This is a genomic window from Shewanella sp. A22 (assembly GCF_053850585.1).
In genome coordinates this window covers 1-25622 of the sequence record NZ_JBSQBN010000036.1, presented here as the reverse complement: position 1 = coordinate 25622, position 25622 = coordinate 1, and the positions used below count along the sequence as shown (strand labels likewise).

The window sequence follows — 25622 nt, the reverse complement described above, 5'->3', positions numbered from 1 at the left end:
ATGCCGTTACGTTTGTTCACTTGCTATGATTGCTTGAATATCGTGTGGATGCACTTTAACGCAAATGCCATTCGCTTTAAATGCAATGGTTGGGTTTGCTAAACGTTCATTATCGCCTTTAGGCGAACTCTGCTTTACCTTAATATCACTGTTACCTGCTATTATATCTGCCAACAGAGGGGCTTTTTCGATAAGCTCTGCGACTAATTCATCACAGTTTTTTGCCCGTGATGGAAATACTAATTCGATATGCTCCCAGCCTTCAACGGGATAAGCTTTGTCGGATGGGAAGGGCAGTTCTACACATTGAATTCTCATCGTGCCGATAACTAATGGCTCGACTAGTTTAATGATTAAAATGGGTCTGCCATTAATCATGTTATTAGAAATTATTTTGCCATGTAGGCTAAATTCATCTGCTAGCAACTGTGCTGTGCGGATATCGTTTACTCGTAAAGCGGTATGATCGCAATGCAGTGATAAGCTATCTAGACCTAATCGATGTATAAATGCAGTAATACGTTGGCTAAAGTCTGGCCATGTTTGTAGTAAATATTGGTAATTCATTTTATAACCCAAGAAACAATGCAAAATGGTATGGTTGAGTTTGGAGTCGCCTATGGCCATATTTCAATTGGTGTACCGGCATCAATCATTTGCCATAACTCGTCCATTTCTTTGTTGGTGACAGCAATACAACCATTGGTCCAATTGTACTTTTGGGCTTCTTTGGGAGGAAGTGATGAGCGAGGGTTTTCGCCGTGGATCATTATCATACCACCAGCTCTTATCCCTAAGGCATCTGCACGTAATTTATCTTCTTCGTTGGGATATGAAATATGAATCGACTTATAAAATGCGCTATCTGATTTTTTATAATCTAATACGTATCGGCCTTGGGGAGTACGTTGATCACCTTCTTTAAGTTTATGGCCACTAGGAACATCGCCCATGGCAATGAGATAACTTTTTAACACTTTTCCGTCACGCATAACCGACAAGCGAGATTCGGATTTGTTGACCACAACTAAATCGACCTTTGTTGTTTGGCTTGAAGATGCGACTGCCAATAAAGGGCAGAAAACTAATGCTATAAATGAAATGTACAACGCGCGCATGAAAACTCCGTAAACCAATGACCTTTTTAATTTTTATTGTAAAATGACTTTAATTCGAATGTTAAAACCCGACAGTCAATGTTAGATTTTAACGACAACGAGGGTTAATTGATACTGAGTTAACCGAGTTTATTTGCAATTTATTGCCCAAGACAGTGAATATTAAGATGAATATCGAAGCAAAAACCGATAGTCCACTAAAGCAACAACTCAGAAGTGTGATTTTTGGGACGGAAACAACGGCAGGCAAACGTTTCGATATTAGCCTTATGGTGTGTATTGTGCTGAGTGTCGTGCTGATTTTTATCGATACAATAGAGCCGATTAATTCTCAGTATGGTAACTACATTAGTATTGGTGAATGGACCTTTACGGTAATCTTTACCGTTGAGTACATATTAAGGATCTATTGTTCGCTTAATCGGTTACACTATGCTCGGAGTTTTTTTGGTTTAGTGGATTTAGTGTCTATTTTACCGAGTTATTTAGGATTATTTTTCCCCGGTGCCAATGTCGCCTTAGCACTAAGAGTGTTGCGCCTATTTCGTGTGTTTCGCGTACTAAAACTGCTTCGATATTTAAGCGATGGGCATATATTACTCAAAGCGATGGTGCAATCGAGTAGAAAAGTGTTTATGTTTTTCTTTTCGGTTAGCCTAATTATTATGGTGTTGAGTGTGGTCATGTATGTGGTTGAAGGCCCTAATAATGGCTTTACCTCTATTCCTAAGTCTATGTATTGGACCGTTGTCACCATAACTACCGTTGGCTATGGCGACATTACACCACAAACACCATTAGGGCAGGGTATTGCAGCACTAACTATGCTGATTGGTTATTCCATTATTGCCATTCCGACTGGAATATTAACCGCTGAAATTTCTCACGAAATGGTGAGAACGCGCGATTTACGAAAGTGCAGTAATTGTGGCAAAAAAGGCCACGATAATGATGCCGACTATTGTAATCATTGTGGCAGTGAGCTTGAGAAGCTCTAGGCAATGGTTTTGGCGTTGCGTTTGCTATTGATTGACACACAAGGATACTAATGACCGCCGCTAAATTTGTTGAGGGCTCAATTTTACGCCATATATTGGTGATGAGCTCTACTGCAGCCGTTGGGATTTCGGCGCTGTTTGTCGTCGATTTACTCGATATATTCTTTTTAAGCCTGCTAGGTGAAGTCGAACTTGCCGCTGCTGCCGGTTATGCCAGTACCATTTCTTTTTTTACCACTTCAATTGGTATTGGTTTGTCTATTGCTCTTGGTGCACTGGTGTCAAAAGCGGTTGGTGCGAAAAATATAAAATTAGCCAAAAGGTTGTTTTTAAACAGCGCCATTGTGACCTTGATTACCAGTGTGTTGATGGCGGCAATCGTGATTGCGTTTATTCCTGAATTACTAGCGTTAGTGGGAGCAACAGGGCGCACGGCTGAGTTAGCACAAAGCTATTTGTATATTTTGGTACCATCATTACCGTTTATTTGTTTGGCAATGGCGCTTGGTGGAGCTCTTCGTGCTGTGGGGGATGCCAAACTATCCATGATGTCAACGTTAGCGGGTGGCGGTGTAAATGCCATATTAGATCCAATATTTATCTTTGCTTTATCCATGGGTATAGAAGGCGCTGCAGCGGCTTCGGTACTCGCTCGCATTGCGGTGTTTATCATTTCAGCCCGTGGTGTTGTAATAAAACATAAGTTGCTAGGTCGTTTTTCTCTTGATGAACTTAAACAAGATCTGGGGATTATTTTTTCAATTGCAGCACCGGCAATGTTAACCAATGTGGCAACCCCGATTGGTAATGCGGTGGTAACACGTGCTATTGCCGATTTTGGTGACAGTTATGTGGCAGGTTGGGCGGTATTAGGCCGATTAATTCCTGTGTCGTTTGGGATGATTTTTGCTTTATCGGGGGCTATTGGACCGATTGTTGGGCAAAACTTTGGCGCTAATGAAATTGACCGGGTTAGGTTGAGCTTGACCAAAGCCATTCAATTCTGTGTGGCGTATGTCTTGTTGATGTCACTTGTACTGTTTTTATTACGTAATGTCATCGTGAGCAGTTTTGATATGAAAGGTGATGCTGCTGAACTTATTTTGTTTTTCTGTCAGTACATTGCAGTGTTCTTTATATTTTCAGGGATTTTATTTATTGCTAACGCGTCATTTAATAATTTGGGCAAGGCCAAATACTCTACATTATTTAATGTTGGTAAAGCGACCGTCGGGACGATTCCGTTTGTGTATTTTGGCGCACAATGGGGGGGAGTGTTTGGCGTGTTGATTGGTCAGGTCATCGGGGCGATTATCTTTGGTGTGATTGGTATTATGTGTGCTTATCGCTTAGTTAATAAGATCAGTCGCCAAGGCTTGCTGCCGGTGGGGGTCAATCAGCAACTGTTAGAAGATGATGCGATTAATATTGATATGGTGCCAGCTCCTTCTCCTATGACGGGGCGGACTCAAATGGCCCAATTAGATGAAGAACCATTATGTAAGCAATTTGGCCAACAAGATAACAGTGACAAAAGTTAGCGCTTTATCCCAAACAAATACGGTGATGAATGTGGCAATTAAAAAGCCCCTATATGGGTTAACCAAGGTAGGGGCTTTTTATCACTAACATCTTGTAAAAAAGTTAGTCTTTATCTGTTTCTGTATCAGCTTCTGTTGTTGGAGTTTGTTCTGCAGCTTCGGCTAACGCAATTTTTTCGCGTTCCGCTTTAGATATATAACGTTCAACAGGCTTGCTGCTAGGGTTAGACGGCACGACTTTGTTTTTGCGGGCCTTGGCACGTTTTGCCAATTTTTTGATCATCTCTTGCTTTCTATTCATCTGATTTCTTACTTTTAAAACGACAAACTCAGCATACCATTTTTAATGATAAACAGCTTATCGAAACGTGACAACACAGGTCTTAGCGCCAACGGCAGCATCACGAGAAAATTTGGAGGCTAATTTTAGCTTAATTGCTCTGTTGGATATAGTGTTTTATCCGTTCGTACCTGTATTCGCTTTTTATTATCCATATGAAGTTTCATTAAAGAGTGAACTTTTCGATATCTTCAGCTGTAGCACCGTCTTTGCATTCACCGCGGATTTCACCACGTTCAGCTTCAACATAACGACTCAACTCAATAAAGCCATCTTTACAATAACCACTCATTTCAATGGTTTTTTTAAGACCAAGATCAACTTGTCTGTTCCAAAGTTCAAGACGTTCGTCTGCATTACGTTGCGCTTCTAAGTAGCTTTGGGCATCTTGCTTGCTGCGACGAGCATTTATATCTCTTGGAACACCAGGAATACTTCTATCAAGCGCTGTTGCTAATTTGGCTTTATAGACAAATAACTTAATTCCATTACCTTTCATTTGAGTGCTAAATGAGTCACGAAATTGTCCGGCAAACTCCATTGGGTCAGGGTCTCTTGCACTGCAAGCGCTTAGCAGTATCATACTGCAGATGACTAAACTGATTTTTGACACAGATAACCTCATCACTTTCTATAAGACGTAATAGTAGAAAACGGCTGTAAAAGACCATTATTCACTCATGATTGAGACGGTAATGGTGTAGGAAGAAAACAAACAATACTTTTACAGTATTAAGCTCGCCACAGCCTTGAAAAAAGCGGTGGCAAAATGAACCTACCTGTTTATGCGAAACGTTCGTTGAGGTAGCTAGTAATGGCTTTTGACTCATATAACCATTGGGTGTTTCCGTCTTGTTCTATACGTAAACAAGGCACTTGTAACTTGCCTCCCTGGCTCGTTAATACACTTTTGTGGTCTTCTTGTTTCGCATCGACCAGGTTAATGGTTAAATTTTGGCGACGCATTTCACGACGAACTTTGACACAAAAAGGACAAGCTTGGTATTGGTATAAGGCCAATGATTGAGTTTGTTGATCGACAATGGCTTGTTGATCTTGTGGACGTTGACGCTTTTTAGGGGTAAACACAAAATTTAACAACAAAATAATTCGGCCTAAAATCCAGCGAACAATAAACATAGATAACCTCAATCTTATAATGATACGACATAATAACAAATGCTTGTAAGTATGCGCAGTCTACCCGATGTCGATAGCGGTTAATAGCGACTGACGTTATTTTACTTGTAGTTCAAGTAATGCTTCTGCGGCATTTTCAGCGGTGTTAATTCGACTTTCAAGCACAAAAACTTTTCCGGCATCTATTTTTGCGTGGGCGATTAAATAGGCTTTAACGGCTTTAGCGCGATCTTGAGCTAATTGACCCAAATCGTCGGCACTAAACTGCTGATGATTTTGAAGCATATTATACAGTTCAATGTGCCAACGCGTAATAAGCTCCGCTTCAGTTAGTTCTGGATTATCGGTTTGTAATGCGTGCTTTATTTCAGAAGGTTGTAGTGATAGCGCTTGTTCAATCAATTGATAAAGTGCATCGGTTAATGACCCTGTTTGCGGAAATTGGCTGGCAGATAATGCCTTTGGAAAGTCTTTCCATGCTATTCCTGCCGTTGCTGACAATTGCTTATGCAGTTTTGTTTCTGCTAGGGCTTGTTTATCATGAATTAAATCGACACTGCCTTTGATATTAAGATTAAGTAGTGGCCGGTCTATCAATGCTTCGGCAAGTTTGTCTAAGGTGTCTTTTTGTTTTAGTGAAATGTTGCTCTCACCGTAATCAAAACGGATCTTACCCATACCTTCATCTCCACCCACAAGGCCTGCTAAGAATGAAAATGGTGACGTCACGGCTTTGGTAATGATATTTCCCAGCGCATTAATGATGATACTGCCAAAGCTGAAACTGGGAGAATCGACCTCACCAGATACATCAACACCTAAATCTATTACGCCGTGTCGATCTTGTAGTAAGGCAACCGCTAACGTTACCGGTAGGCTGGTTGCTAAACTGCTATTGCTGGGTTTGCCCAACTTAAGTTGATCAATAACTAAGTGGTTACTGCCAACTAAGGCATTACTTTTAAGCTGGTAATTTAGGTCTAATGACAGTTGGCCTTTATCAATATAATAGCCTGCATAGGTGCCAGAATATGGGTTAACTGACGTTAGCTCTACTTTGTCAAAACTCAGGTTAAGGTCAAGATAAGGCTGTGGGAGCAACGGATTGATATTACCGTTAAGTATTACTGGTGCGTATCTGTCTATTTTACCTTTTAAATCAACTGATGCGGTGGTTTCAGGGTTTGAAGATAAGTGGCTAATTTGGCCATTGAGCATTTCGATGCTTGAAGCAAAATGGGGGGTTAATGAGTTATCTGCAAAAAATGCTGAACTGTCTTTTATGCCAATACGATTGATGTTGAGCTGCAGTGGCGATGAGTCGTTTGCTGAGTCCTCGACGACCAGATTATCTGGTGACTCTACCGACACGCTTTCGTTGCGAATTAATGCATTGATGTTGGTACTTTTATCAGGAGAAATAATCAAGCGACTAAAGAGGTTATCGAAGTTTATTTCATCTATATCAATTTGATTTTGTTGCTTGTCAAATGATAGTCGATTGATGTCCATTGTCTCCCAAGTCAATAAAGGCTGTTTTAGCACGTTGTCCTTGATGTGTAGTTGGCTTATTTTTGCACTGCCTGAATAAGTGAGTGTGGCTTTAGCATCAGCTTGTAAATTGCCTTTTGTGGAGAACAGCCCGTCTGTAATGGTGACGTTAATATAAGGGGCAATATAAGGTTGTAAACGAGATAACAACATATTACTAAAGTCGATTTCAGCATTAACTGTTTGTGCTAATGCATCAATTTGCCCTGTAGAGGTTAATACACTTTGCTTATTTATTGTGGTTGAAAACTGATAATCAATTGGTGTTGATAAATCCGAATTTATCAAGCCTGTGGTGACATCAATAAGACCCAGTTGCCAAAGGATGATGTTATCACTGGCAATGCCTTCTCCAAGGTCAACCTGATATTTTGCTACATTGATTTTATGAAGTGTTACTAACCATGGAATGTCAGCCATATTGGTTTGAGCAGCCTTTACCTCATTGGGAGACGGGAGCACTAAATTAGTGGTTTTCGCGGTATTATCAACTGAGGTTTCAGTTAGTGGTTTGCTGATGGCCTCGCTCTGGGTTATCGTCTTCGGCTTTGAGACCGTTTCGGCTGTAAGTTCGGTTTCCTTAGGTAATAACAACGTGATTAAATCAGTACCACTTGGAGTGATATTGAGCTTAACTTTGCCGTTTTGGGTATGAAACTCATCAATGCTAATGTGCTTTTTCTGGCTATCGACATTGATGTTGCGTAATGCTAATAAATCGATAGTAATCTTTTCATCTTGTTGATGCAGCGCTTTAAAATGATCAATCATTATTTGCGCGTTAGTGACATTAATATGGCTTACAGAGGCTAAGTCTTGATCTTGCAAAACCACTGAATACTGGCCGTTTATGTTAAGTCGACCTTCAGATAAGTTAATGGCGAACAACTCATTGACGAAAGACCAATAACGCGATAGATCAACATCTGCAACCTTGAGGTCACCTTGTATTGCCAGTGGCGCCAATTGAAATTGTCCTTGCAGTGCGACTGTGCCGTTAAATTGATCTTCTATATTCAATTTATAATGATTAATTTGCTTTGATTGCGTGTCTAATGTGGCACTTAGGCTGTCAAATTGAGTCAGTTCTACACTGATATCTGGATAGTTAATATGGGTATTGGTGGCATGGTCGTCTAAGATAAACATGCCTTTTAATATCTGCACTTTAGCGATGTTTATTGCCGGGATACTTGTCGGTTTAGTACTGGTTGGTGCGCCTAGAGTGCTTTTTTCTAAACGTTGGATGATGTCACTGAAGTTAAAGGTGACTTGGTGATTATCGATTTGAGTGCGCGAGACCCTAATTGTGGGCTGCTCTACACGAATATCTTCAATGACCCATGACCAAGAAGTGATTGACTGCCATAATTGAATGTTGCCATACGCAATGGCTAGTGAGGCAAAAATTTTCTGACTATTCAATTCATTAATGACTAAGCCCGATAGCGTGATCTCAAGTGTAAAAGGGTTAATACGAATGTCTTGTAGCGTTACGTTTCTGCCTAATTGTTCGGTTAATATTACAGGTGCTTGTTGTTTGGCAATATACGGGATTAACCCGCCAAAAATGGCACAACCTAATAAGTAAAAAGCGAACATATAAAAGGTGAGTTTTTGAATACGAGAACGCAATCTAAACGCTGAGCTCAACTGGGAAAAAAACGAGGTCATATAGGATAGTCTTGATGTTTAGCGGTGGCAATGGTTGGGCATTTTAACAAAAAAACAATCATGAAGAATGTTTATTTTTAATGACCAAACAGATTTATTTACATCAATCCTTATTGGTGTTAGCTTAATATTTAATCGTATGTAATTAATGGGTTTTATATTTTTATTTTCGGCGCAACTTTTTGTTTTATGTTAATTACTTACAGTGACATACTGTTTAAAACTTGACGGTAAGATGCCATCAAGCCACACATGATATTTTTGCTCAACTCTTTTTCAAGGATGATAAATGCAAATACGTCTTGCTTCGAGCATCGATTTAGAACCTCTTACTCTGCTATTTGACCAATATCGGCAGCAACTCTTGCAACCTTCTGATTATCAAGCTTGTCATCGTTTTTTAACATGCCGTTTGGATGAAAATGATTCAATTATTTTTGTCTCAATTAGAGACGAAGAAATGGTCGGTTTTGTTCAGTTATATCCGTCGTACTCTTCACTTTTACTTGCTCCAGTTTGGTATTTGGAAGATATGTTTGTTAAACCACTTTATGAACAGGAAGATATTATTGGCCAGATGTGCCAGAAAGCCCAATTACTGGCACAAAGTGCCGGAGTATTACTCATCAATCGACACGATACTGAAACGACAGTTGAACAGGTTTCATAATTATACCAATTTCATTAAATATCTGGTCAGTTCAGAGTCTCTCAGGTTTTTCAATTCAAGGCACATTGATGTAGAAATGGTTGTTGCCTTTTAAATCGATGTAACACAGAAGTGGCATACCTGAGAGACGCCATTCTGGCGGGTTTCAAGGCCCTTTATGCTTCGTTAGATGCTTTCAAAATAGAATCACTATTCGCTTCAATCATCTGACTTGCCTACAGCACTTTGAACTCCCGCTGAAAGATCGCATATTTAATAGGATTGGTATTAAAGCCATCGTATTTATTATATGGTTATGCACCGTGACACAAAATGCGACAATGTTATGCCAGTGATGAGATGAGAGATGAATTATATAGACCTCAGTTATTTTCTGATAAAATAGCTGAGGTTTTTTTTAATTTGTTCATTATAGACGTTAAGGAAAAGAGATTGAATAAGAGTGTATTAACCAACATTATCGCTGCCATGTTTATGGTGACAGGGTATGTGTTAGAGCAACATATTGTAATGACAGTCGGTTTGTTTGCCTTATCGGGTGCGCTAACAAATTGGTTAGCGATCCATATGTTATTTGAGAAAGTCCCTGGTTTGTATGGCTCTGGAGTGGTTCCATCACGTTTTGAAGAGTTTAAAGTTGGCATTAAGCATTTAATGATGCAGCAATTTTTTACCCAAGAAAATATTGATCGTTTTTTGACAACCAGTAGTGCTAGCAGTATTGATTTATCGCCAGTGATTGAAAAAATTGATTTGGCCCCTTCTTTTGATGCACTGGTATCAACCATCGAAAAATCATCCTTTGGTGGCATGCTAGCGATGTTTGGTGGTACTGAAGCACTGATCCCGTTAAAAGAACCCTTTATCGAAAAAATGAAGCTTTCGTTAGTTGAACTTGCACAAAGTGAACAGTTTAATGCAATTTTAGTCGATGAACTTGAAAAACCAAACGTTATTGCCGATATGCAAGAGAAGGTTGCTAATATTGTAGAACAACGTTTAAACGAACTTACACCTGAGTTAGTTAAGCAGATCGTTCAAGATATGATTAAAACCCATTTAGGCTGGTTAGTGGTGTGGGGCGGTGTGTTTGGTGGTGTTATTGGTGCTATTGCGGCTTTGTTACAGCAATAGACCTTTTATTAACATTCAGGCATCGTGTTAATGAGTACAGTGTGTAAATATAACTAGGTTTCTAGTTATCATCCTGAGTAATAGAGGTGAGAATGAGTCAGCATCATAGTATTAATTATTTAGAAATACCCGTGAAAGACATCATTGCAACCAAGGCCTTTTTTGCTCAGGTTTTTGATTGGCAGTTTCAGGATTATGGTCCTCAATATAGCTGTTTTTTACGGGTAGGAATGGACGGTGGTTTTTATCAAGCTGACAGTCAATTTACTTTAGCAAAGGGATGTCCGTTAATTGTGCTTTATAGCCAAGATTTAGCTGCTACAGAAGCAAAAATCATTCAGGCAGGTGGACATATATCTAAAGCGATATTTAGTTTTCCGGGTGGTAGACGTTTTCACTTTACAGACATTAATGGTAACGAATATGCCGTATGGTCAGAATAAGCCCAATTTCTTTGACGCGCCTTGTGTGCGGAAATGTTGTTTGGATGCTCAGGATATGTGTTTAGGATGTCATCGTTCGTTAGAAGAAATTTTAGCGTGGCATTCAATGAATGAGGTGCAAAAAAATGCCTTGCTTGAGGTTATCCAACAACGCGCGGTTGCGAGCAAAAAACGTTAGGGCTATTTTCTGTTGTTTAATGATTGTTGAATTCTGTGTCGGTTCTAAATAAGCTAAATCCGCGAGCTTGATAGTTGTGTAACGCGCTAGGGTGATCCAATGAGCAAGTATGAACCCAAACTCGGCGGGTGTTCGGTAACGACCATGCTTGTTCAATGGCTTGGGTCAGTAAATAACCACCAAAACCTTTACCTATAAAGCGTTCACCTAAGCCAAAATACATAATTTCGACATTATCGTCATCTTGTTGCTGTAACTCAAAGTAACCCGCTGGCGCACCGTCTTTATACGCGACAAATAAATGCAAATTATCTGCTTCGCTGTATGCTTGCCATTGAGCATCACTCCAGTTGAGTTTATCTGTCCACTCCCATGCAGCACCGACAAATTGATACAAAAAACGATTGAATTGATATTGTTTTACTTTCACCTCAACCACCGTTAGGCCGTTGGCATCGTGTTTAGGTGTTAATTGACTGCAGTTGGTCATTTCAAGGTTAAAAATACTGATATCGGTCATGCTAAATCTCATTATTAATATATGTTTAATGAAAAATATCATTATGTTACAAGATAGCGCTCAACAAAAACACCACCTCAGTGGGTGGTGTTTTGATAACGTTAACGATTAATATGCGCTAGCGTGAACGTTTTTAACTGCACGGCCTGATGGGTCGTTAAGTCCTTGTAGACTCGCATCCCACAATAGTGCTTCAGGTGTTGAACATGCTACTGTTTTTCCACCTGGCACGGTTTCAGCTGCGCTGGCTAATGGGAAAAACTCTTCAAAAAAGCTGCGGTAGAAATAGGCCTCTTTTGACTCTGGCGTGTTGTAAGGGAAGCGGAATTTTGCATTAGCAAACTGTACGTCATCTACGTTTTCAGCTGCATGGGCTTTTAAACCATCAATCCACGAGTAACCCACGCCATCACTAAACTGCTCTTTTTGGCGCCATACCACCTCTTTGGGTAATTTGTGCTCAAATGCTTGGCGCAAAATGTGTTTCTCGATGCGACCATCTTTAGACATCTTGGCTTCTGGGTTGATGCGCATTGCTACGTCGATAAATTCTTTATCTAAGAAAGGCACACGTGCTTCAAGCCCCCATGCTGCCATGGCTTTGTTAGCTCGCAAGCAGTCAAATAGGTGCAGTTTATCTAGCTTACGGACTAATTCTTCATGGAATGCTTGAGCATTAGGCGCTTTGTGGAAATACAGATAACCACCAAATAACTCGTCAGCGCCTTCTCCAGATAACACCATTTTAATGCCCATGGCTTTAATTTTACGTGCCATTAAGTACATTGGTGTTGCCGCTCGAATCGTTGTGACATCATACGTTTCTAGGTGATAAATTACTTCTTTAATGGCATCTAACCCTTCTTGGAAAGTATACACAATAGGGTGATGTATCGTGCCTATGGCATCGGCCACTTTTTGCGCGGCGACCAAATCTGGAGACTCGGCTAAACCCACCGCAAATGAATGCAGTTGTGGCCACCATGCGCCAGTTTCGCCGTCGTTTTCAATGCGGTGCTTTGCATATGTCTGAGTAATAGCCGATATCACCGATGAATCTAATCCACCTGATAATAATACCCCATAAGGGACATCAGACATTAACTGGCGTTTTACCGCAGCTTCTAGTGCGTCACGTAACTCTTCTACACTTGCAGGGTTATCTTTCACTGCATCGAAGTCTTTCCAATCACGCTGGTAATAGTGTGTTGGCTGTTCATCTTCAGAGTATAAGTATTGGCCTGGTAAAAACTCTGCAACCGTTTTGCATACAGGCATTAGTGCTTTCATTTCAGAGGCGATGTAGAAGTTACCAGATGCATCGTGTCCTGTGTAAAGTGGGATAATACCAATATGATCTCGGCCGATTAAATAAGTACCTTTGGTTTTATCGTAAAGTACGAATGCAAAAATGCCGTTTAGTTTGTCTAAAAAATCACAACCGTATTCTTGGTAAAGTGACAAAATCACTTCACAATCTGAGTTTGTTTGATATTGGTATTTATCACCGAGTTGGGCTTTTAATTGCTTGTGGTTATAAATCTCACCGTTTACGGCTAATACTATGTTGCCATCAAGGCTAATAAGTGGCTGGGCGCCGTGGTCAACGTCAACAATAGCTAAACGTTCATGCGCTAAAATGGCTTTGTCATCAGCATAAATGCCAGACCAATCTGGACCGCGGTGACGCAGTAGTTTTGACATTTCTAATGCGACTTGGCGAAGTTGGCTTGCATCAGTTTTGATGTCTAAAATCGAAAATATTGAACACATAATACGGCTCCAGCAGCGTTGGCTAATCTTTATCTGGCTCCTACTTTGCCAGCATTTTCGTTAACTGCCAAGCATGATTTTTAAGATAACGTTATAAATATGGTCGTTTTAGTGATTTTATCTCTTTTAATTATCTTTTTGTTTGATGGATGTTTAATTAGGTTGTGATTTTATTGAGGTATCTTTATTTTTTTTGTGTTTATGGCGATTTTTTTTAAGATTTCATAATCAAATACAATTAAAATCATAATTGCACTAAAGCAGTGCTTTTGACGCTTAATTGAACATAAATGGGGCGAAAGGGTTATTTTACGGCTTTAACCTAGCCATATTACAGCTTGTGTGGCATGTTTATGCACGATAACAGAGCTTAAATTAGTTAGCTAAAAGCAACTTACTTATAAGAAAAGACATTGTTAACGGAAACATATTTAAGGAAAAATGATGGTTGGTGAAACAAACTTAACGGCATTACTCGCATCTATGTCACCGGTATTATTAGATGACGAATATGTGTTTTGCTCTGTGCAGGGTCAATATGGTGATTATCAAGCCTTGTCGCCTCTCGCGACGTTTCGAGAATCAGAAGGGCTAACATTAGTGGTAACAAAAGCGGCGGCCGTCGCTGAGGGATTATCTTTTGAATCCGTGTTTAAAGGTATTACCTTAACGGTGCACTCTAGCCTAGATGCGGTTGGTTTAACGGCTGCAGTGGCTGCTAAGCTTACCGAAAAGGGGATTAGTGCTAATGTGATTGCAGCTTATTATCATGACCATATTTTTGTGCAGTCAGAAAAGGCCGTTTTAGCCATCGAAGCGTTAAATGAGTTCACGGTATAACTCAGGTACTAATACGATAAATTTTGATAAAAAAAAAGCCCATCAAATACATGATGGGCCAATCCTTGGGTGGGAAGGATAGGGGGCTGTATTAATCTGCTGGGCGTAACGGGTTAAATTCAGAGCCAGAAAAGTAACCAGGCCAATCTTGGTTGTTCCCTAATTCAGCAGCGGCTTGGTAATACACGCCTAAATCTTGTAATGAACCGGATAAATCCCATTCAGGACGATAATGATCACAGACGTTATGGTAACACCCTTTCATTTTGGCCAACATTGCCGTTTTATATTGTGCCGTTGTTTCATCCAGTGGTTCGTTACCGCCGCCAGCAAAAACGGCTGGTACGCCTAATTTTGCAAAACTGAAATGGTCTGAACGGAAAAAACCGCCTGATGCAGGGTTAAGTTCACCTTTGCTGGTTCGATTTTGTTTAGCGACAGCACGATCTAAATAGTTCTCTAACTCGGACTGGCCTTTACCGACAATAGTGTAATCTTTGGTTTTGCCATAAATATTGGTGCTGTCGAGGTTAAATACTGCCACGGTTTTATCAATTGGATAAATCGGATTAGCGGCATAATAACGTGAGCCTAATAAGCCTTGTTCTTCACCGGTCGTGGCAATAAAGGTTAACGAACGTGCTAAGCCGTGGCCTTGTTTGGCTTGTTGGGAAAACTGTCGGGCAATTTCTAAAATACCTGCTGTGCCAGTAGCGTTATCTAATGCACCATTATAAATTTGGTCACCATCTTTGGTTTTATCTTTACCGATATGATCCCAGTGTGCGGTGAATAAAATCTGCTCATCGGCTTGTTTGCTGCCCGCTAACGTTGCTACCACATTATAACTGTTGGCATATTCCGCTTTATTGGCAAATTCAATGTTAGCTTTTTGGGCTAAATCGACATTAAGTGAGCTGTTAGCGGCGCGATCCATTAATGATGTTAATGATAAGCCGGCCTTATCGAATAAGCTTGTGGCACTGTCTAAGGTTAACCAGCCTTCAACGAGAACCCGTTGGTCTTGTTCTGTTTTGCTTTGGACCAAATCTTGTTGAGCACCGGTCCAGCTATTTTCGACTACCGACCATGGGTAAGAGGCAGGCTTGGTATCATGGATGATAATCGCGCCTAATGCACCTTGGCGACTGGCTTCTTCAAACTTATAGCTCCAACGCCCATAGTAGGTCATGGCTTTACCATTAAACTTAGCGCCTTCTGGGTGAGCAAAGCCTGGATCATTCACTAAAATAATGGCAATTTTGCCTTTCATGTTGAGGTCTTGGTAATCATTCCAGCCGTATTCAGGCGCATTAATACCGTAACCAACAAACACTAACGGCGCATCTTTAATACTGACCTGGTTGTTATCGTGACGACTGCCTAACACAATATCTTGGCGGTACTGCAAATCTATACCCGCTAAAGTAACCTGTTGTTGCTCGCTGGCGGTGTAACTGACCATTGGGACCGGTTGTAAAAAACTCCCTTTGTAGGCGCCTTTAAGCCCCATTTTGGTGAACGCGGCAGACAAATACTCTAAGGTGAGTTTTTCGCCTTGGGTTGTTGGTGCGCGACCTTCAAACTTATCTGACGATAATGTTTCGATATCGGTTCTAAAGCGTTGTTCATCAAAAGTTACTGCTGTCATTTTAGCCGGAATAATATCGTCGGTTACAGTGTGTTTAGCATCATCGCCGTTACATGCTGACAGTAAGGCAATGGCGCAAAAAGGGAATAATCGTTTCATGCTATGTCCTGTTATTGTTATTTATTTTTATTTCAGACAAGCATAATGAGCCAAGCCAGTGCTTGAAAACAAGGTCACTGGCTTGGAATTATGTTACCTAATGTAAATTGCGTCTTGGGTATTCAGCTATTAACTGGTTGATCTTGTTGACGTGAATCCTTAGTGGTGCACTAAAGATATTAACCATTTGACGCCGAAATCATCTTGATACTGTTGATTATCTACGACCTTATTTGGGTTAATAAAATCTTTTGTGCATCATAATTGTGTCGTGATCAAACGACGTCGATATCGCCAGCGCAGGCAAACACGTGATTTGGCCGAAAAGGTTCTTTGTCGATATCATTCATCTGACTAACACCACTGGTGACCAGAATCGTTTCCAGACCTGCTTGAAAGCCAGCAAGAATATCAGTACGCATATTGTCGCCAATGATCACAGTATCTTCAGAGTGTCCCTGAATATGATTTAGGGCAGAACGGATAATCCATGAGCTCGGCTTGCCTACATAAAAAGGCATTTTACCTGTTATACGCTCAATGGCTGCACATAATGCGCCACAGGCTGGGCTAAATGCTGGACCATGAGTGTCTGGGTTGGTGGCAATAAAGCGTGCACCGCCAGCAACAAAGCGTGATGCTTTATGGATCATGTCCCAGTTGTAAGAGCGGGTTTCACCCACAATGACAAAATCTGGATTAATATCAGTAATGGTAAAACCGGCATTGTAGAGCTCGTGGGTCAGGGCACCTTCACCAATAACATAGGCTTTATTGCCCGTTTGATGCCTAAGAAAATCTGCAGTGGCCATTGCTGAGGTATAAAAACAGGTTTCTGGCACATTAATGCCTGCTGCGCCAAGTCGATTTTGTAAATCCATGCCGGTTTGTACCGGATAATTGGTGAGGATAACTAGCGGATTGCCTTGTTCAAGTATACGGTGAATAAACTTGTCACTTCCTGGGATTAGTTTGTTGTCGTGCAATAACACACCATCAATATCGCAAATAATATTTTTCATTCAGTCATTTCTTCCTTCAAATACAACCTGCTTACATCTAATGCTAATTCAATTGAGAAAACAACGATTAAATATAAAAAATGCCTGTTGGGTGACTGATTTACTGTGTTGTGAGGAGATCGGTGTTGATTGCTTACTATTATTTGGGGAGTAGATAATATTGATTATAGCGTTTGTTGTTGTCTATATGGCCAGCTATATCTTAAATACACGGTTCTATGTTGAATTTAGTAGCAGGATTAGTGGCTTATTGCTTAAAAGATAATAAACCACACCTTAAATTAACTGATATAGAGTGTCATGCATTGATAATTGCTTAAGCAGATCTCAGGTTATTTAAATAACCGCTAGTTATACTGCTAGACTCAACTCGATATCTTTAATGGTATAGGGATATTCAGCTTTACGATGCTGAAACGACAAAATGGACTCATTTAAAATGACGCCTTTATCAATATTAATTGCTTTGCGAATGGTTTCATTTTGCTGCCAGCCATCAGGCCCGGCAAGCACTGCAGGTAAATACACAATTAGTGCCGCAGAAATCGAACGAGTGGCACTTTCCCAAAGGTAAGTAGGGGTATGATCCACTGCATAATAATCAACAGTTTTATGTTTAAACATGGGGTGTTTGAATGTGGTTGGTTTGGCAAAAAAGAATCCCATCTTTTCATCACAACTCACATCGATGATCAAGCTATGGGGTTTTAGGCAGTTAGCTTCAGATTCAATGACAAAGTGAGTGGGCTTTGCGGTGTTTTGAAAAGTACCATTAACAATAATATCGGCTTCGCTGATTAGCTGCGTTAGTGGCCTGCTACTGCCATCATGCTCAACCACCATCATCCTTGCTTCTCCCGGTTCACCAGCGCGAATTCTGACATAGTTACAATCAAGCACCTCTTCACGCACTTGTTCTTCTGGGCGCTGAATACAAATGGTAATATTTTTAAAACCATGGGCTTTAAGGGCATAAATTGCCCCACGACTGACAGCGCCAAAACCAAAAATAATGGTTTTACGTTGATCGCCATAATGGCCATCAATACCTTTAAGTTGTAAAGAGTGCAACACAGCACAATAACCCGCCATTTCATTATTTTTATAAAAGGTATGGCGACCTACTTGGCCTGTTGGTGACCAAATAAACATATCTTCAAACGCGATAAGGGTTTGTTTTCGATCAAGGGCTGCTTGAGTAATATCTTGCTGCTGTACGCAATGCACATAACCCCATAAGGTGCCGCCTTCTCTCAGCTCTTGTAAATCTTCTAATACTGGCTTAGCAATAATCACCGTACCTATTTCTGCCAGTAATTCATGGCGTTTGGCAATCCCACCAGTTAATGCGGCAATTTCAGCATCAGATATTCCAAATGGTTCGCCATAGCCTTGTTCAAAAATAAGTTGTCGACGCAGTGTTTGTGGAATTCGCAGTAAATGTCCTGGATGAATGGGGAAGCGTTGTTCATCTATTTTTCTTGAAGTCCCTATGACTCCTACTTTTAGCGTGTTCATGTCATCGTTCCTTGTTATATCAATGGATCTATGTGACTGCATACACGAATGTTTATTTTCGCCAATGGCCCGTTGTTCTACTCATAAAAGTATGGGATCTGCTCTTGTTGATGCTACATATTTGTACACAACACAGAGTTTTATAATTTGAAGATCTTTACGGCAATCAAGCCTACAAAGCGCTTAATGGTCGATAAAGCTTAAATATTGGAAAGAGGAAAACTTATTGCACGTTCATCTTCAGCTACAGACGTATATAAACGGGTGTTTAGCCCACAAAGTGAGCATAACCAATTAATCGTTATTAACGCTTTTGAAAAACTCATATAGGACAAGATGAGGTTGTCTATTTATCAAGGAGGAAGATAAAAAGATAAGCGCCCCACTTTAGCACAATTTTGGCCTATAAAGTTAAATGGACACGGTTACTCACAAAAGGGAAATGTTAGCGTTTCCTATGCTATCGCTAATATTAATTGATTAACTCATGCCTTAATGGCAGGACGTCAAGGAAACTCTGTTGAGCAGACGCTAAGCTCATGCCTGATAGGGAAGAGGCCTGAAAGCCTTGTAGAACATAAATATGAGTAAAAGGCTTATCAATTGTCTGCTTTGGATAAGTGGGTGATGAATGAGCTGAAGAATAATTCAAGCGTGATGTCATGTTTTTTGTGGTGGATTACAGCCGTTGTTTTGTTCTATTACGAACAAGCTAATGTAAAGCAAATACCAAATCAGTATCTGCTTTACATGCGTTAAAAAGTCGTTAGTTTGATGTGTAATTATTTTTGCGGTGTAATTAAGTACTTCTCACCTGTAGCTTGTTTAGAATAACCCGCCATTGATTTTAATTGTAATACCTCAGCCAATGACACTTCATGGGTGTAGTGGCTAGCAAATGTGGTGGTGATTTCATCTGCAACACGTTTGCGCATCGCCATAACCGTTTTAGTGCCTAATTTACCGAGCGCATTGAATAATAAGAAGCCATTAACACCCCATGCAAAACCAAAGTTACGATTTAAGGTAATAGGGCCACGGTCTAATGCGCCATAAATATAAACTTGTTTGAAGGTGTCGGAGCCATAAACACTGTGTTCTTTCATATCACGCGCTGCAGCCACTTCCATACAGTTAAGAATGTCACTGGTTAATTTACCGCCACCAATTGGGTCAAACGCAATCGTTGCACCTGTTTCAATAATCGCCGCGGTTAAATCAGCAAGAAAAGTATCACTGCTTGAGTTAACAACATATTTAGCGCCCATATCACGTAGTAGTGTTTCTTGCTCCGCTTTACGGACGATGTTAATTAAATCGACACCATCTGCAATACAAATACGGTTTAACATTTGGCCAAGGTTAGATGCTGCCGCAGCATGAATAATGGCTTTATGGCCTTCAGCACGCATTGTTTCGACCATTGCTAATGCGGTGAGCGGGTTAACAAAAGAAGATGCACCTTCTTTAGCAGTAGTGCCTTGTTTTAATGCTAGGCAGCTTTGCACATTGGCGCAGAGGTATTGACGATACGTTCCACCGCCAATGACAGCAACGGTTTTACCCATTAATGCTTGTGCTGCAGGTGACGAGCCCGCTGCGACAACGGTTCCTGCACCTTCATTACCAACAGGAATGGCTTTACCCACACGGGTTTTAACCGCTGGCATAAACTTAGCTGGAACATCAGCTGTAATGACTGGGCTTTGTTCTGTGCCTGATTGTTTCGCCGTTGACATATCTGCAGCGCTGAACAGAACCGCTAAATCAGACGGGTTTAATGGCGCAGCTTCAATGCGAATAATCACTTCATCGGCACCAGGTTGTGGCATGTCGATATTTTTTAACGCGAGTGTTAATTTATTGTCTTCGCTGATGGTCGAAGTCAGTTGGATATTGGTATCTGTCATTTGGATTTTCTCCTGAAAATAATTAATTTTATAAGCCAATCACTTTATTGTATTGGCTATTTTTTATAGCTAATATCAATTCGCACAAAATAGGTATTATCCAGCATTCGCTGCTTGGATCTGAGCTTTAACCTTTTGCATAAACTCTGGCATGTTTGCTAGGCGATCCGCCTCCACTTTTTGGGCAATAACTGTTTGGCTCATGGCATCGTTCCACTGTTTCATTCCTGGGATTTCAGCCAATACATCCCAGTCAAGTTGGCGAGATCCAAACGCGCTAACAATGGTGTTGACATAATAAACGTAGATGTCCGCCATGGTGAGTTGTTCACCGGCAATCCAAGGTGAAAACTGACACAAACGACTTAAGCCAGTAATGCCACGGGTTAAAACTTGACGTACTTCAGTTTTAAGTGATTCAGGAACTTCAGCGCCAGAAAAAGCATAAGGTATAAGTCGTCTGCTTGGCAGTTCGAAATAAAGCTCTGCCATTTTCATTATTTGACGTACAACTGCGCGCTCAGCGGCATTTTCTGGGTATAGCGGCGTTGCTGGATAAGTCTCTTCAATAAAATCACAAATGACACTCGACTCTGAAATATTCAGTCCTTCAGCCGTTGTGATAGCAGGTACTTTGCCAGCGGGACTGACTTTCAGTAACTCGTCACTACCAGCGTAAATAAGATTTTCTTGAAATGGCAGTTGTTTATATAGCAGTACATGTTTCACTAGGTTGTAATAGTTGCTAGCTGCAAAACCGTGCAAAGTCATCATAAGTCCGTTTCCATCATTTACGTGAAGGTTGGTGTTAATTGCCGAAAAATGCAATTAAGGTCCTTGTATTTAACACTGCAACAGAATTGAGCTTGCAATGCTTAAGATAGGGTCATTATTACTGGTTTTAATCTGGTTATATATAGGGGCTAATGCTAATCACTATTGCTTTTAAGACAACAATAAGGCGAGAATACTAAGTGCTATTTATTTAATGGAGAAGTGCCTTGGATCAACTACGTGCAATACGGTATTTCAGCAAAGTGGTCGAAACAGGCAGTTTTACCAAAGCAGCGAACGCATTTAATGTGCCGCCATCATCACTGTCAAGACGCGTTGCTGATTTAGAAAAGAGTTTGGGAGCAACGTTATTAAAACGTTCGACCCGAATCGTTAAGCTGACTGAAGTTGGACAAATTTATTACAACGATGTTCAACAAATTTTGAATCAATTAGAGCAAAGCCATGAAACAGTACGTAGTTACCAAACTACGCCAATGGGACGTTTGCGGATAAGTTCGATGGTGGGATTTGGTTACAAGATATTGTTGCCGTTGTTAGATGAATTCAGCGCATTATACCCTGAAATTGTATTAGATGTCAGTTTAAGCGACGAGTTATCCACACTCGGACGTGACGATGTCGATATTGCTATTCGCGGTGGTTACGCGCCAAATGAACGCGTGTTAGCAATAAGGTTGATGGACAATGGTTTTATTCCTGTGGCATCACCAAGTTACATAGAAAAACACGGTATTCCAAATAATGCGATGGAATTAACGCAACATAATGGCCTGTATTTTAAAGCGCCAACAGGACCAACACCTTGGTTATGTAATATGAATGGGCAATGGCATGACGTTTCAGGACCCGCTGTGGCGATTTCAAATAACGGTCCTTGGCTTGCAAAAAAGGCCTGTGACGGTGAAGGTATTTTAATGTCAACTCGATGGGCGTTAGCTTCTTACCTTGAGTCAGGGAAATTGGTAGAACTTAAGTTTGAGCATGAGTTAGCAATCACTCAACATTCTGATATGGCGGTTTATTTGTTGTATCAAAAACAGCGCTATTTAGTACCCAAAGTTAAGGCGGCAGTCGATTTTTTAGTTGAAAGAATAAAAGTAAAATGAAGGTTAAAAAACAATAAAGCCTCAATGAAGAGTTAGTGAAGCAACTAATCTCTATTGATTGAAATCGCTTTAAGGGTATTACCATTTTTGCATTAGAAAATAGGCATAAATGCTAACGCATTGATGTCATCAGTGGCTCAGAGTCTTTAGCCATTAATGCCAATTTCGTGATTGTACTCATTCAATGAACTTGCACCTTATTGTCCTACAAATAGTCATATATGCCCTGCATACAACTCTTTAGTGCGAACAGTCTTAAATAATATGATATAAAGTGATATTTCATCGAAGCTAAAACTCACCTTGTGTAGACGTGGCAATTTCGGCCTAACTATTCGCGTGATAAATGTGGTAATTCGATTTATTCATTTGATTAATGTTAGGCGTATTTATATTCTGTCGTCCTATGTTAGGACGCACTCCCCTATAGTTTTTCAGCATTACTGGAGATAAAACTCATGACAAACATGAATGTGGATGCCACGCAGTTAACGACTAAACCATCCCAAGATGGTTATTGCATGCCAGCCGAATGGGCGCAGCAGCAAGCTGTGTGGATGATTTGGCCATATCGTCCTGATAACTGGCGCTCTGCAGGGGCTTATGCTCAGGCGACGTTTGCTAAAGTGGCAGATGCCATTGGTGCTGTTACCCCTGTTTATATGGGTGTACCCAAGGAATTTTTGGCACAAGCCAAGACGGTTATGCCTTCTCACGTTACTTTGGTCGAAATTGATAGCAACGATTGCTGGGCGCGCGATACCGGGCCTACTATTGTGGTGAATGCCATGGGCGAATGCCGTGGTGTTGACTGGGGCTTTAATGCCTGGGGCGGCGATAACGGTGGTTTGTATTCTCCATGGGATAAGGACGAGCAAGTAGCGCAAAAGATGCTAACTCAGCATGGATTTGAGCGATATCAGGCTCCGCTTATTCTTGAAGGTGGTTCAATTCATGTCGACGGCGAAGGCACTTGCATGACCACGGCTGAATGTTTACTTAACAGCAACCGCAACCCAGATTTGACTCGTGAACAGATAGAAGCATTACTGGCTGAATATTTAAATGTTAAGCAGTTTATCTGGTTGCCAGACGGCGTGTACATGGACGAGACTGACGGACACATTGACAATATATGCTGTTTTGCTCGTCCAGGCGAAGTGGTTTTACACTGGACTGATGATCAAACCGATCCGCAATATCCTCGTTCAAAAGCCGCTTTGGATATTTTGCAAAATACTGTTGATGCACAAGGGCGTAAGTTAACAGTTCATCTAATACCACAGCCTGGTCCTTTATATTGCACAGAAGAAGAAGCGCAAGGTGTAGCAGAAGGAACTGGTGTTCCGCGCATAGCGGGTGAACGTTTAGCGGGTTCTTATGCGAACTTTTTGATTACCAACAATCGCATTGTTTTCCCGTTACTCGACCAGGCAACCGACGATATTGCAGCACAAAAATTGCAAGAGATTTTCCCCGAGTATGAGGTTGTCGGTGTGCCTGCCCGTGAGATCCTATTAGGTGGTGGTAATATCCATTGTATTACTCAACAGATCCCTTCTGGAAGATAAGTAACCGCGAAGGAGAACACAATGATCATTTATATCACTGTTGTTTCAACACTTTTGGCTTTTAAGAAGAGGTCGTAACATGTTCGAAGTCACTGAGGTTTCTATTGCCGAGCTGCGTGCAGCCCTCGAATCCGGTCGCACCACAGCGGTTGAGTTAGTGAAGTCTTATTTAGCTCGGGTTGAGGTTTATGACGGCCCCGCGACGCAGACTAAGCTGAATGCACTGGTTGTTCACAACCCCGATGCCATCAAAGAAGCTGAGGCTTCTGATGCACGCCGAGCTCGTGGTGAAACACTGAGTCCACTGGACGGCGTTCCCTATACAGTCAAGGACAGCTACTTAGTTAAAGGGCTCACTGCGGCTTCTGGTAGTCCAGCGTTTAAGGACTTAATTGCTCAATACGACGCATTTGCCGTTGAACGTCTGCGCGAAGCGGGGGCTATTTGCTTGGGCAAAACCAACATGCCGCCTATGGCTAATGGTGGTATGCAGCGCGGTCACTATGGCCGCGCCGAAAGCCCATACAATGCTAATTATCTTACTGCTCCGTTCGCCTCTGGTTCTTCAAATGGTGCGGGTACTGGTACGGCGGCAAGCTATTCTGCTTTCGGCCTAGCTGAAGAGACATGGTCGAGCGGTCGTGGGCCAGCATCTAACAACGGTTTGTGTGCCTATACTCCATCACGAGGGGTGATTTCTGTGCGTGGTAACTGGCCGTTGACACCGACTATGGATGTTGTGGTGCCTTACACTCGTACTATGGCGGATATGCTTGAAGTGCTGGACGTTATCGTTGCAGACGACCCTATTACTCGTGGTGATTTATGGCGTCTACAACCTTGGGTTGAAATCCCAAAAGCATCAACCGTGCGTCCAAAATCTTATCTGGATCTTGCAGCTCAAACCGACACGCTTAAAGGCAAGCGTTTTGGGGTGCCGCGCATGTACATCAATAAAGATGAATTGGCTGGCACCAGCGAAAACCCAGGCATTGGCGGCCCTACTGGTCAGCAAATCCATACTCGTGCGTCAGTTATCGACCTATGGGAAGCAGCACGCTCAGCGCTGGAATCTGCCGGAGCTGAAGTCATTGAAGTCGACTTTCCGCTGGTTTCTAACTGTGAAGGTGACCGCCCTGGTGCGCCGACCGTGTTCAATCGCGGTATCGTCACCCCTGAGTTTCTCGACGATGAGCTATGGGCGCTATCGGGTTGGGCTTTAGATGAATTCTTGCGTGCTAATAATGATCCTAAATTGAACAAACTGGCAGACGTCAATGGGCATTTGATTTTCCCACATGATCTTGGCACCTTGCCTAACCGTGAGGGCGACCTCGCCGCAGGCATGGATGAGTACGTCAACATGGCCAAAAGAGGCCTTAAGTCGTATAACCAAATCGACAGTATACCGGATGGGCTGCGCGGCTTAGAGAAGACACGCAAGTTGGATCTTGAAGACTGGATGGACGAACTCAAACTTGATGCTGTGTTGTTCCCAACTATGGCTGATGTTGGCCCGGCAGATGCACAGGTTAATCCAGCTTCTGCGGACATTGCGTGGAGTAATGGTGTTTGGGTTGCCAACGGTAACCTTGCTATTCGCCACTTAGGTGTTCCGACAGTGACTGTGCCAATGGGCGTAATGGCCGACATTGGCATGCCAGTAGGTTTGACTTTTGCTGGCCGTGCTTATGATGACAACGACTTGCTTCGTTTTGCGAGTGCATTTGAGGCAACGGGCAGCAAGCGCGTTATCCCTCCACGTACGCCAGTGCTAAGCAATAAGTAACAAGCACTAAGCATTAAAAACTCAAAACGGGATTGGCTCCAGCATGCCAATCCCGTTTTTTATTCCAACGTAAATACCTCTTTAACATCAGTATGATGCAATGATATCGCTAATAATACCAATCCCATTAAATATCTGGTCAGTTCAGAGTCTCTCAGGTTTTTCAATTCAAGGCACATTGATGTAGAAATGGTTGTTCCCTTTTAAATCGATGTAACACAGAAGTGGAATACCTGAG

At 41.5% G+C, this 25622-nt stretch carries 23 protein-coding genes and 1 pseudogene; 11 read left to right on the top strand and 13 right to left on the bottom strand.

The genetic code is table 11. The features are described 5' to 3' along the window. Window positions 1-6: 6 nt before the first annotated feature. Both ACWXWT_RS08865 and ACWXWT_RS08860 read right to left on the bottom strand, forming a co-directional pair. On the bottom strand, window positions 7-567 hold the full coding sequence (locus ACWXWT_RS08865; RefSeq protein WP_456041225.1) for a VOC family protein: 561 nt from the start codon (window positions 565-567) through the stop codon (window positions 7-9). 50 nt (window positions 568-617) lie between these two features. Next, the gene (locus tag ACWXWT_RS08860) at window positions 618-1118 is read right to left on the bottom strand and encodes a L,D-transpeptidase family protein (protein WP_456041224.1); all 501 of its coding nucleotides are present in this window, start codon (window positions 1116-1118) and stop codon (window positions 618-620) included. 167 nt (window positions 1119-1285) lie between these two features. Between ACWXWT_RS08860 and ACWXWT_RS08855 the strand changes: the two genes are divergently transcribed. Continuing rightward, window positions 1286-2116 (top strand): ion transporter, encoded by an 831-nt coding sequence (locus ACWXWT_RS08855; protein WP_456041223.1) that lies wholly within the window; start codon window positions 1286-1288, stop codon window positions 2114-2116. A gap of 50 nt (window positions 2117-2166) precedes the next feature. Continuing rightward, complete coding sequence (locus ACWXWT_RS08850) at window positions 2167-3657, top strand: MATE family efflux transporter (protein ID WP_456041222.1); 1491 nt, start codon at window positions 2167-2169, stop codon at window positions 3655-3657. 103 nt (window positions 3658-3760) lie between these two features. Here ACWXWT_RS08850 and ACWXWT_RS08845 read toward each other — a convergent pair whose 3' ends face one another. The 4 genes from ACWXWT_RS08845 to ACWXWT_RS08830 all read right to left on the bottom strand — a co-directional run bounded on the left by ACWXWT_RS08845 (window position 3761) and on the right by ACWXWT_RS08830 (window position 8362). Further along, a complete protein-coding gene (locus ACWXWT_RS08845; RefSeq protein ID WP_456041221.1) occupies window positions 3761-3958 on the bottom strand; it encodes a DUF2986 domain-containing protein in 198 nt (65 codons plus the stop codon). Between the two features lie 205 nt (window positions 3959-4163). After that, a complete protein-coding gene (locus ACWXWT_RS08840) occupies window positions 4164-4610 on the bottom strand; it encodes a hypothetical protein (protein WP_456041220.1) in 447 nt (148 codons plus the stop codon). Window positions 4611-4780: 170 nt separating this feature from the next. Continuing rightward, complete coding sequence (locus ACWXWT_RS08835) at window positions 4781-5137, bottom strand: glutathione S-transferase N-terminal domain-containing protein (protein WP_456041219.1); 357 nt, start codon at window positions 5135-5137, stop codon at window positions 4781-4783. 96 nt (window positions 5138-5233) lie between these two features. Further along, a complete protein-coding gene (locus ACWXWT_RS08830; protein WP_456041218.1) occupies window positions 5234-8362 on the bottom strand; it encodes a DUF748 domain-containing protein in 3129 nt (1042 codons plus the stop codon). Between the two features lie 289 nt (window positions 8363-8651). Here ACWXWT_RS08830 and ACWXWT_RS08825 point away from each other — a divergent pair, with 289 nt between their 5' ends. The 4 genes from ACWXWT_RS08825 (at window position 8652) to ACWXWT_RS08810 (ending at window position 10787) form a co-directional block, all read left to right on the top strand. Next, window positions 8652-9032 (top strand): GNAT family N-acetyltransferase, encoded by a 381-nt coding sequence (locus ACWXWT_RS08825; RefSeq protein ID WP_456041217.1) that lies wholly within the window; start codon window positions 8652-8654, stop codon window positions 9030-9032. Window positions 9033-9464: 432 nt separating this feature from the next. Further along, window positions 9465-10166 (top strand): DUF445 domain-containing protein, encoded by a 702-nt coding sequence (locus tag ACWXWT_RS08820; protein WP_456041216.1) that lies wholly within the window; start codon window positions 9465-9467, stop codon window positions 10164-10166. A 92-nt stretch (window positions 10167-10258) separates the two neighbouring features. Next, complete coding sequence (locus tag ACWXWT_RS08815; RefSeq protein WP_456041215.1) at window positions 10259-10609, top strand: VOC family protein; 351 nt, start codon at window positions 10259-10261, stop codon at window positions 10607-10609. Continuing rightward, window positions 10578-10787, top strand: coding sequence for a DUF1289 domain-containing protein (locus tag ACWXWT_RS08810; protein ID WP_456041214.1), 210 nt, complete (start codon window positions 10578-10580; stop codon window positions 10785-10787). The genes ACWXWT_RS08815 and ACWXWT_RS08810 overlap by 32 nt, the downstream gene beginning before the upstream one ends. Window positions 10788-10803: 16 nt before the next feature. Here ACWXWT_RS08810 and ACWXWT_RS08805 read toward each other — a convergent pair whose 3' ends face one another. Together ACWXWT_RS08805 and asnB are read right to left on the bottom strand one after the other, a co-directional pair. Continuing rightward, on the bottom strand, window positions 10804-11307 hold the full coding sequence (locus tag ACWXWT_RS08805; RefSeq protein ID WP_456041213.1) for a GNAT family N-acetyltransferase: 504 nt from the start codon (window positions 11305-11307) through the stop codon (window positions 10804-10806). Window positions 11308-11415: 108 nt separating this feature from the next. Next, window positions 11416-13080, bottom strand: coding sequence for an asparagine synthase B (gene asnB / locus ACWXWT_RS08800; RefSeq protein ID WP_456041212.1), 1665 nt, complete (start codon window positions 13078-13080; stop codon window positions 11416-11418). 444 nt (window positions 13081-13524) lie between these two features. Here asnB and ACWXWT_RS08795 point away from each other — a divergent pair, with 444 nt between their 5' ends. Further along, window positions 13525-13920, top strand: coding sequence for an ACT domain-containing protein (locus ACWXWT_RS08795; protein WP_456041233.1), 396 nt, complete (start codon window positions 13525-13527; stop codon window positions 13918-13920). 91 nt (window positions 13921-14011) lie between these two features. On the opposite strand, the gene ACWXWT_RS08790 is transcribed toward ACWXWT_RS08795, so the two are convergent. Next, entirely contained in the window at window positions 14012-15670 is a 1659-nt protein-coding gene (locus ACWXWT_RS08790; protein WP_456041211.1) for a M28 family metallopeptidase, read from the bottom strand. A 275-nt stretch (window positions 15671-15945) separates the two neighbouring features. Then, a complete protein-coding gene (locus tag ACWXWT_RS08785; protein ID WP_456041210.1) occupies window positions 15946-16692 on the bottom strand; it encodes an HAD-IIA family hydrolase in 747 nt (248 codons plus the stop codon). A 206-nt stretch (window positions 16693-16898) separates the two neighbouring features. On the opposite strand from ACWXWT_RS08785, the pseudogene ACWXWT_RS08780 reads away from it, so the two are divergent. After that, a pseudogene (locus ACWXWT_RS08780) lies at window positions 16899-17012 on the top strand (IS982 family transposase); the annotation flags it as partial. Window positions 17013-17043: 31 nt separating this feature from the next. Here the strand turns inward: ACWXWT_RS08780 and ACWXWT_RS08775 are convergent. From ACWXWT_RS08775 to ACWXWT_RS08765, 3 genes are all read right to left on the bottom strand, one after another. Beyond that, a complete protein-coding gene (locus ACWXWT_RS08775; RefSeq protein WP_456041209.1) occupies window positions 17044-18210 on the bottom strand; it encodes a N(5)-(carboxyethyl)ornithine synthase in 1167 nt (388 codons plus the stop codon). A gap of 782 nt (window positions 18211-18992) precedes the next feature. Beyond that, a complete protein-coding gene (locus ACWXWT_RS08770) occupies window positions 18993-20120 on the bottom strand; it encodes a zinc-binding dehydrogenase (RefSeq protein WP_456041208.1) in 1128 nt (375 codons plus the stop codon). Between the two features lie 96 nt (window positions 20121-20216). Beyond that, on the bottom strand, window positions 20217-20894 hold the full coding sequence (locus ACWXWT_RS08765) for a glutathione S-transferase family protein (protein WP_456041207.1): 678 nt from the start codon (window positions 20892-20894) through the stop codon (window positions 20217-20219). A 227-nt stretch (window positions 20895-21121) separates the two neighbouring features. Between ACWXWT_RS08765 and ACWXWT_RS08760 the strand changes: the two genes are divergently transcribed. From ACWXWT_RS08760 to ACWXWT_RS08750, 3 genes are all read left to right on the top strand, one after another. Beyond that, a complete protein-coding gene (locus tag ACWXWT_RS08760) occupies window positions 21122-22024 on the top strand; it encodes a LysR family transcriptional regulator (protein WP_456041206.1) in 903 nt (300 codons plus the stop codon). Between the two features lie 458 nt (window positions 22025-22482). After that, window positions 22483-23595 (top strand): agmatine deiminase, encoded by a 1113-nt coding sequence (gene aguA, locus ACWXWT_RS08755; RefSeq protein ID WP_456041205.1) that lies wholly within the window; start codon window positions 22483-22485, stop codon window positions 23593-23595. Window positions 23596-23674: 79 nt separating this feature from the next. Further along, complete coding sequence (locus ACWXWT_RS08750) at window positions 23675-25384, top strand: amidase (RefSeq protein ID WP_456041204.1); 1710 nt, start codon at window positions 23675-23677, stop codon at window positions 25382-25384. The last annotated feature ends 238 nt before the right edge of the window (window positions 25385-25622 follow it).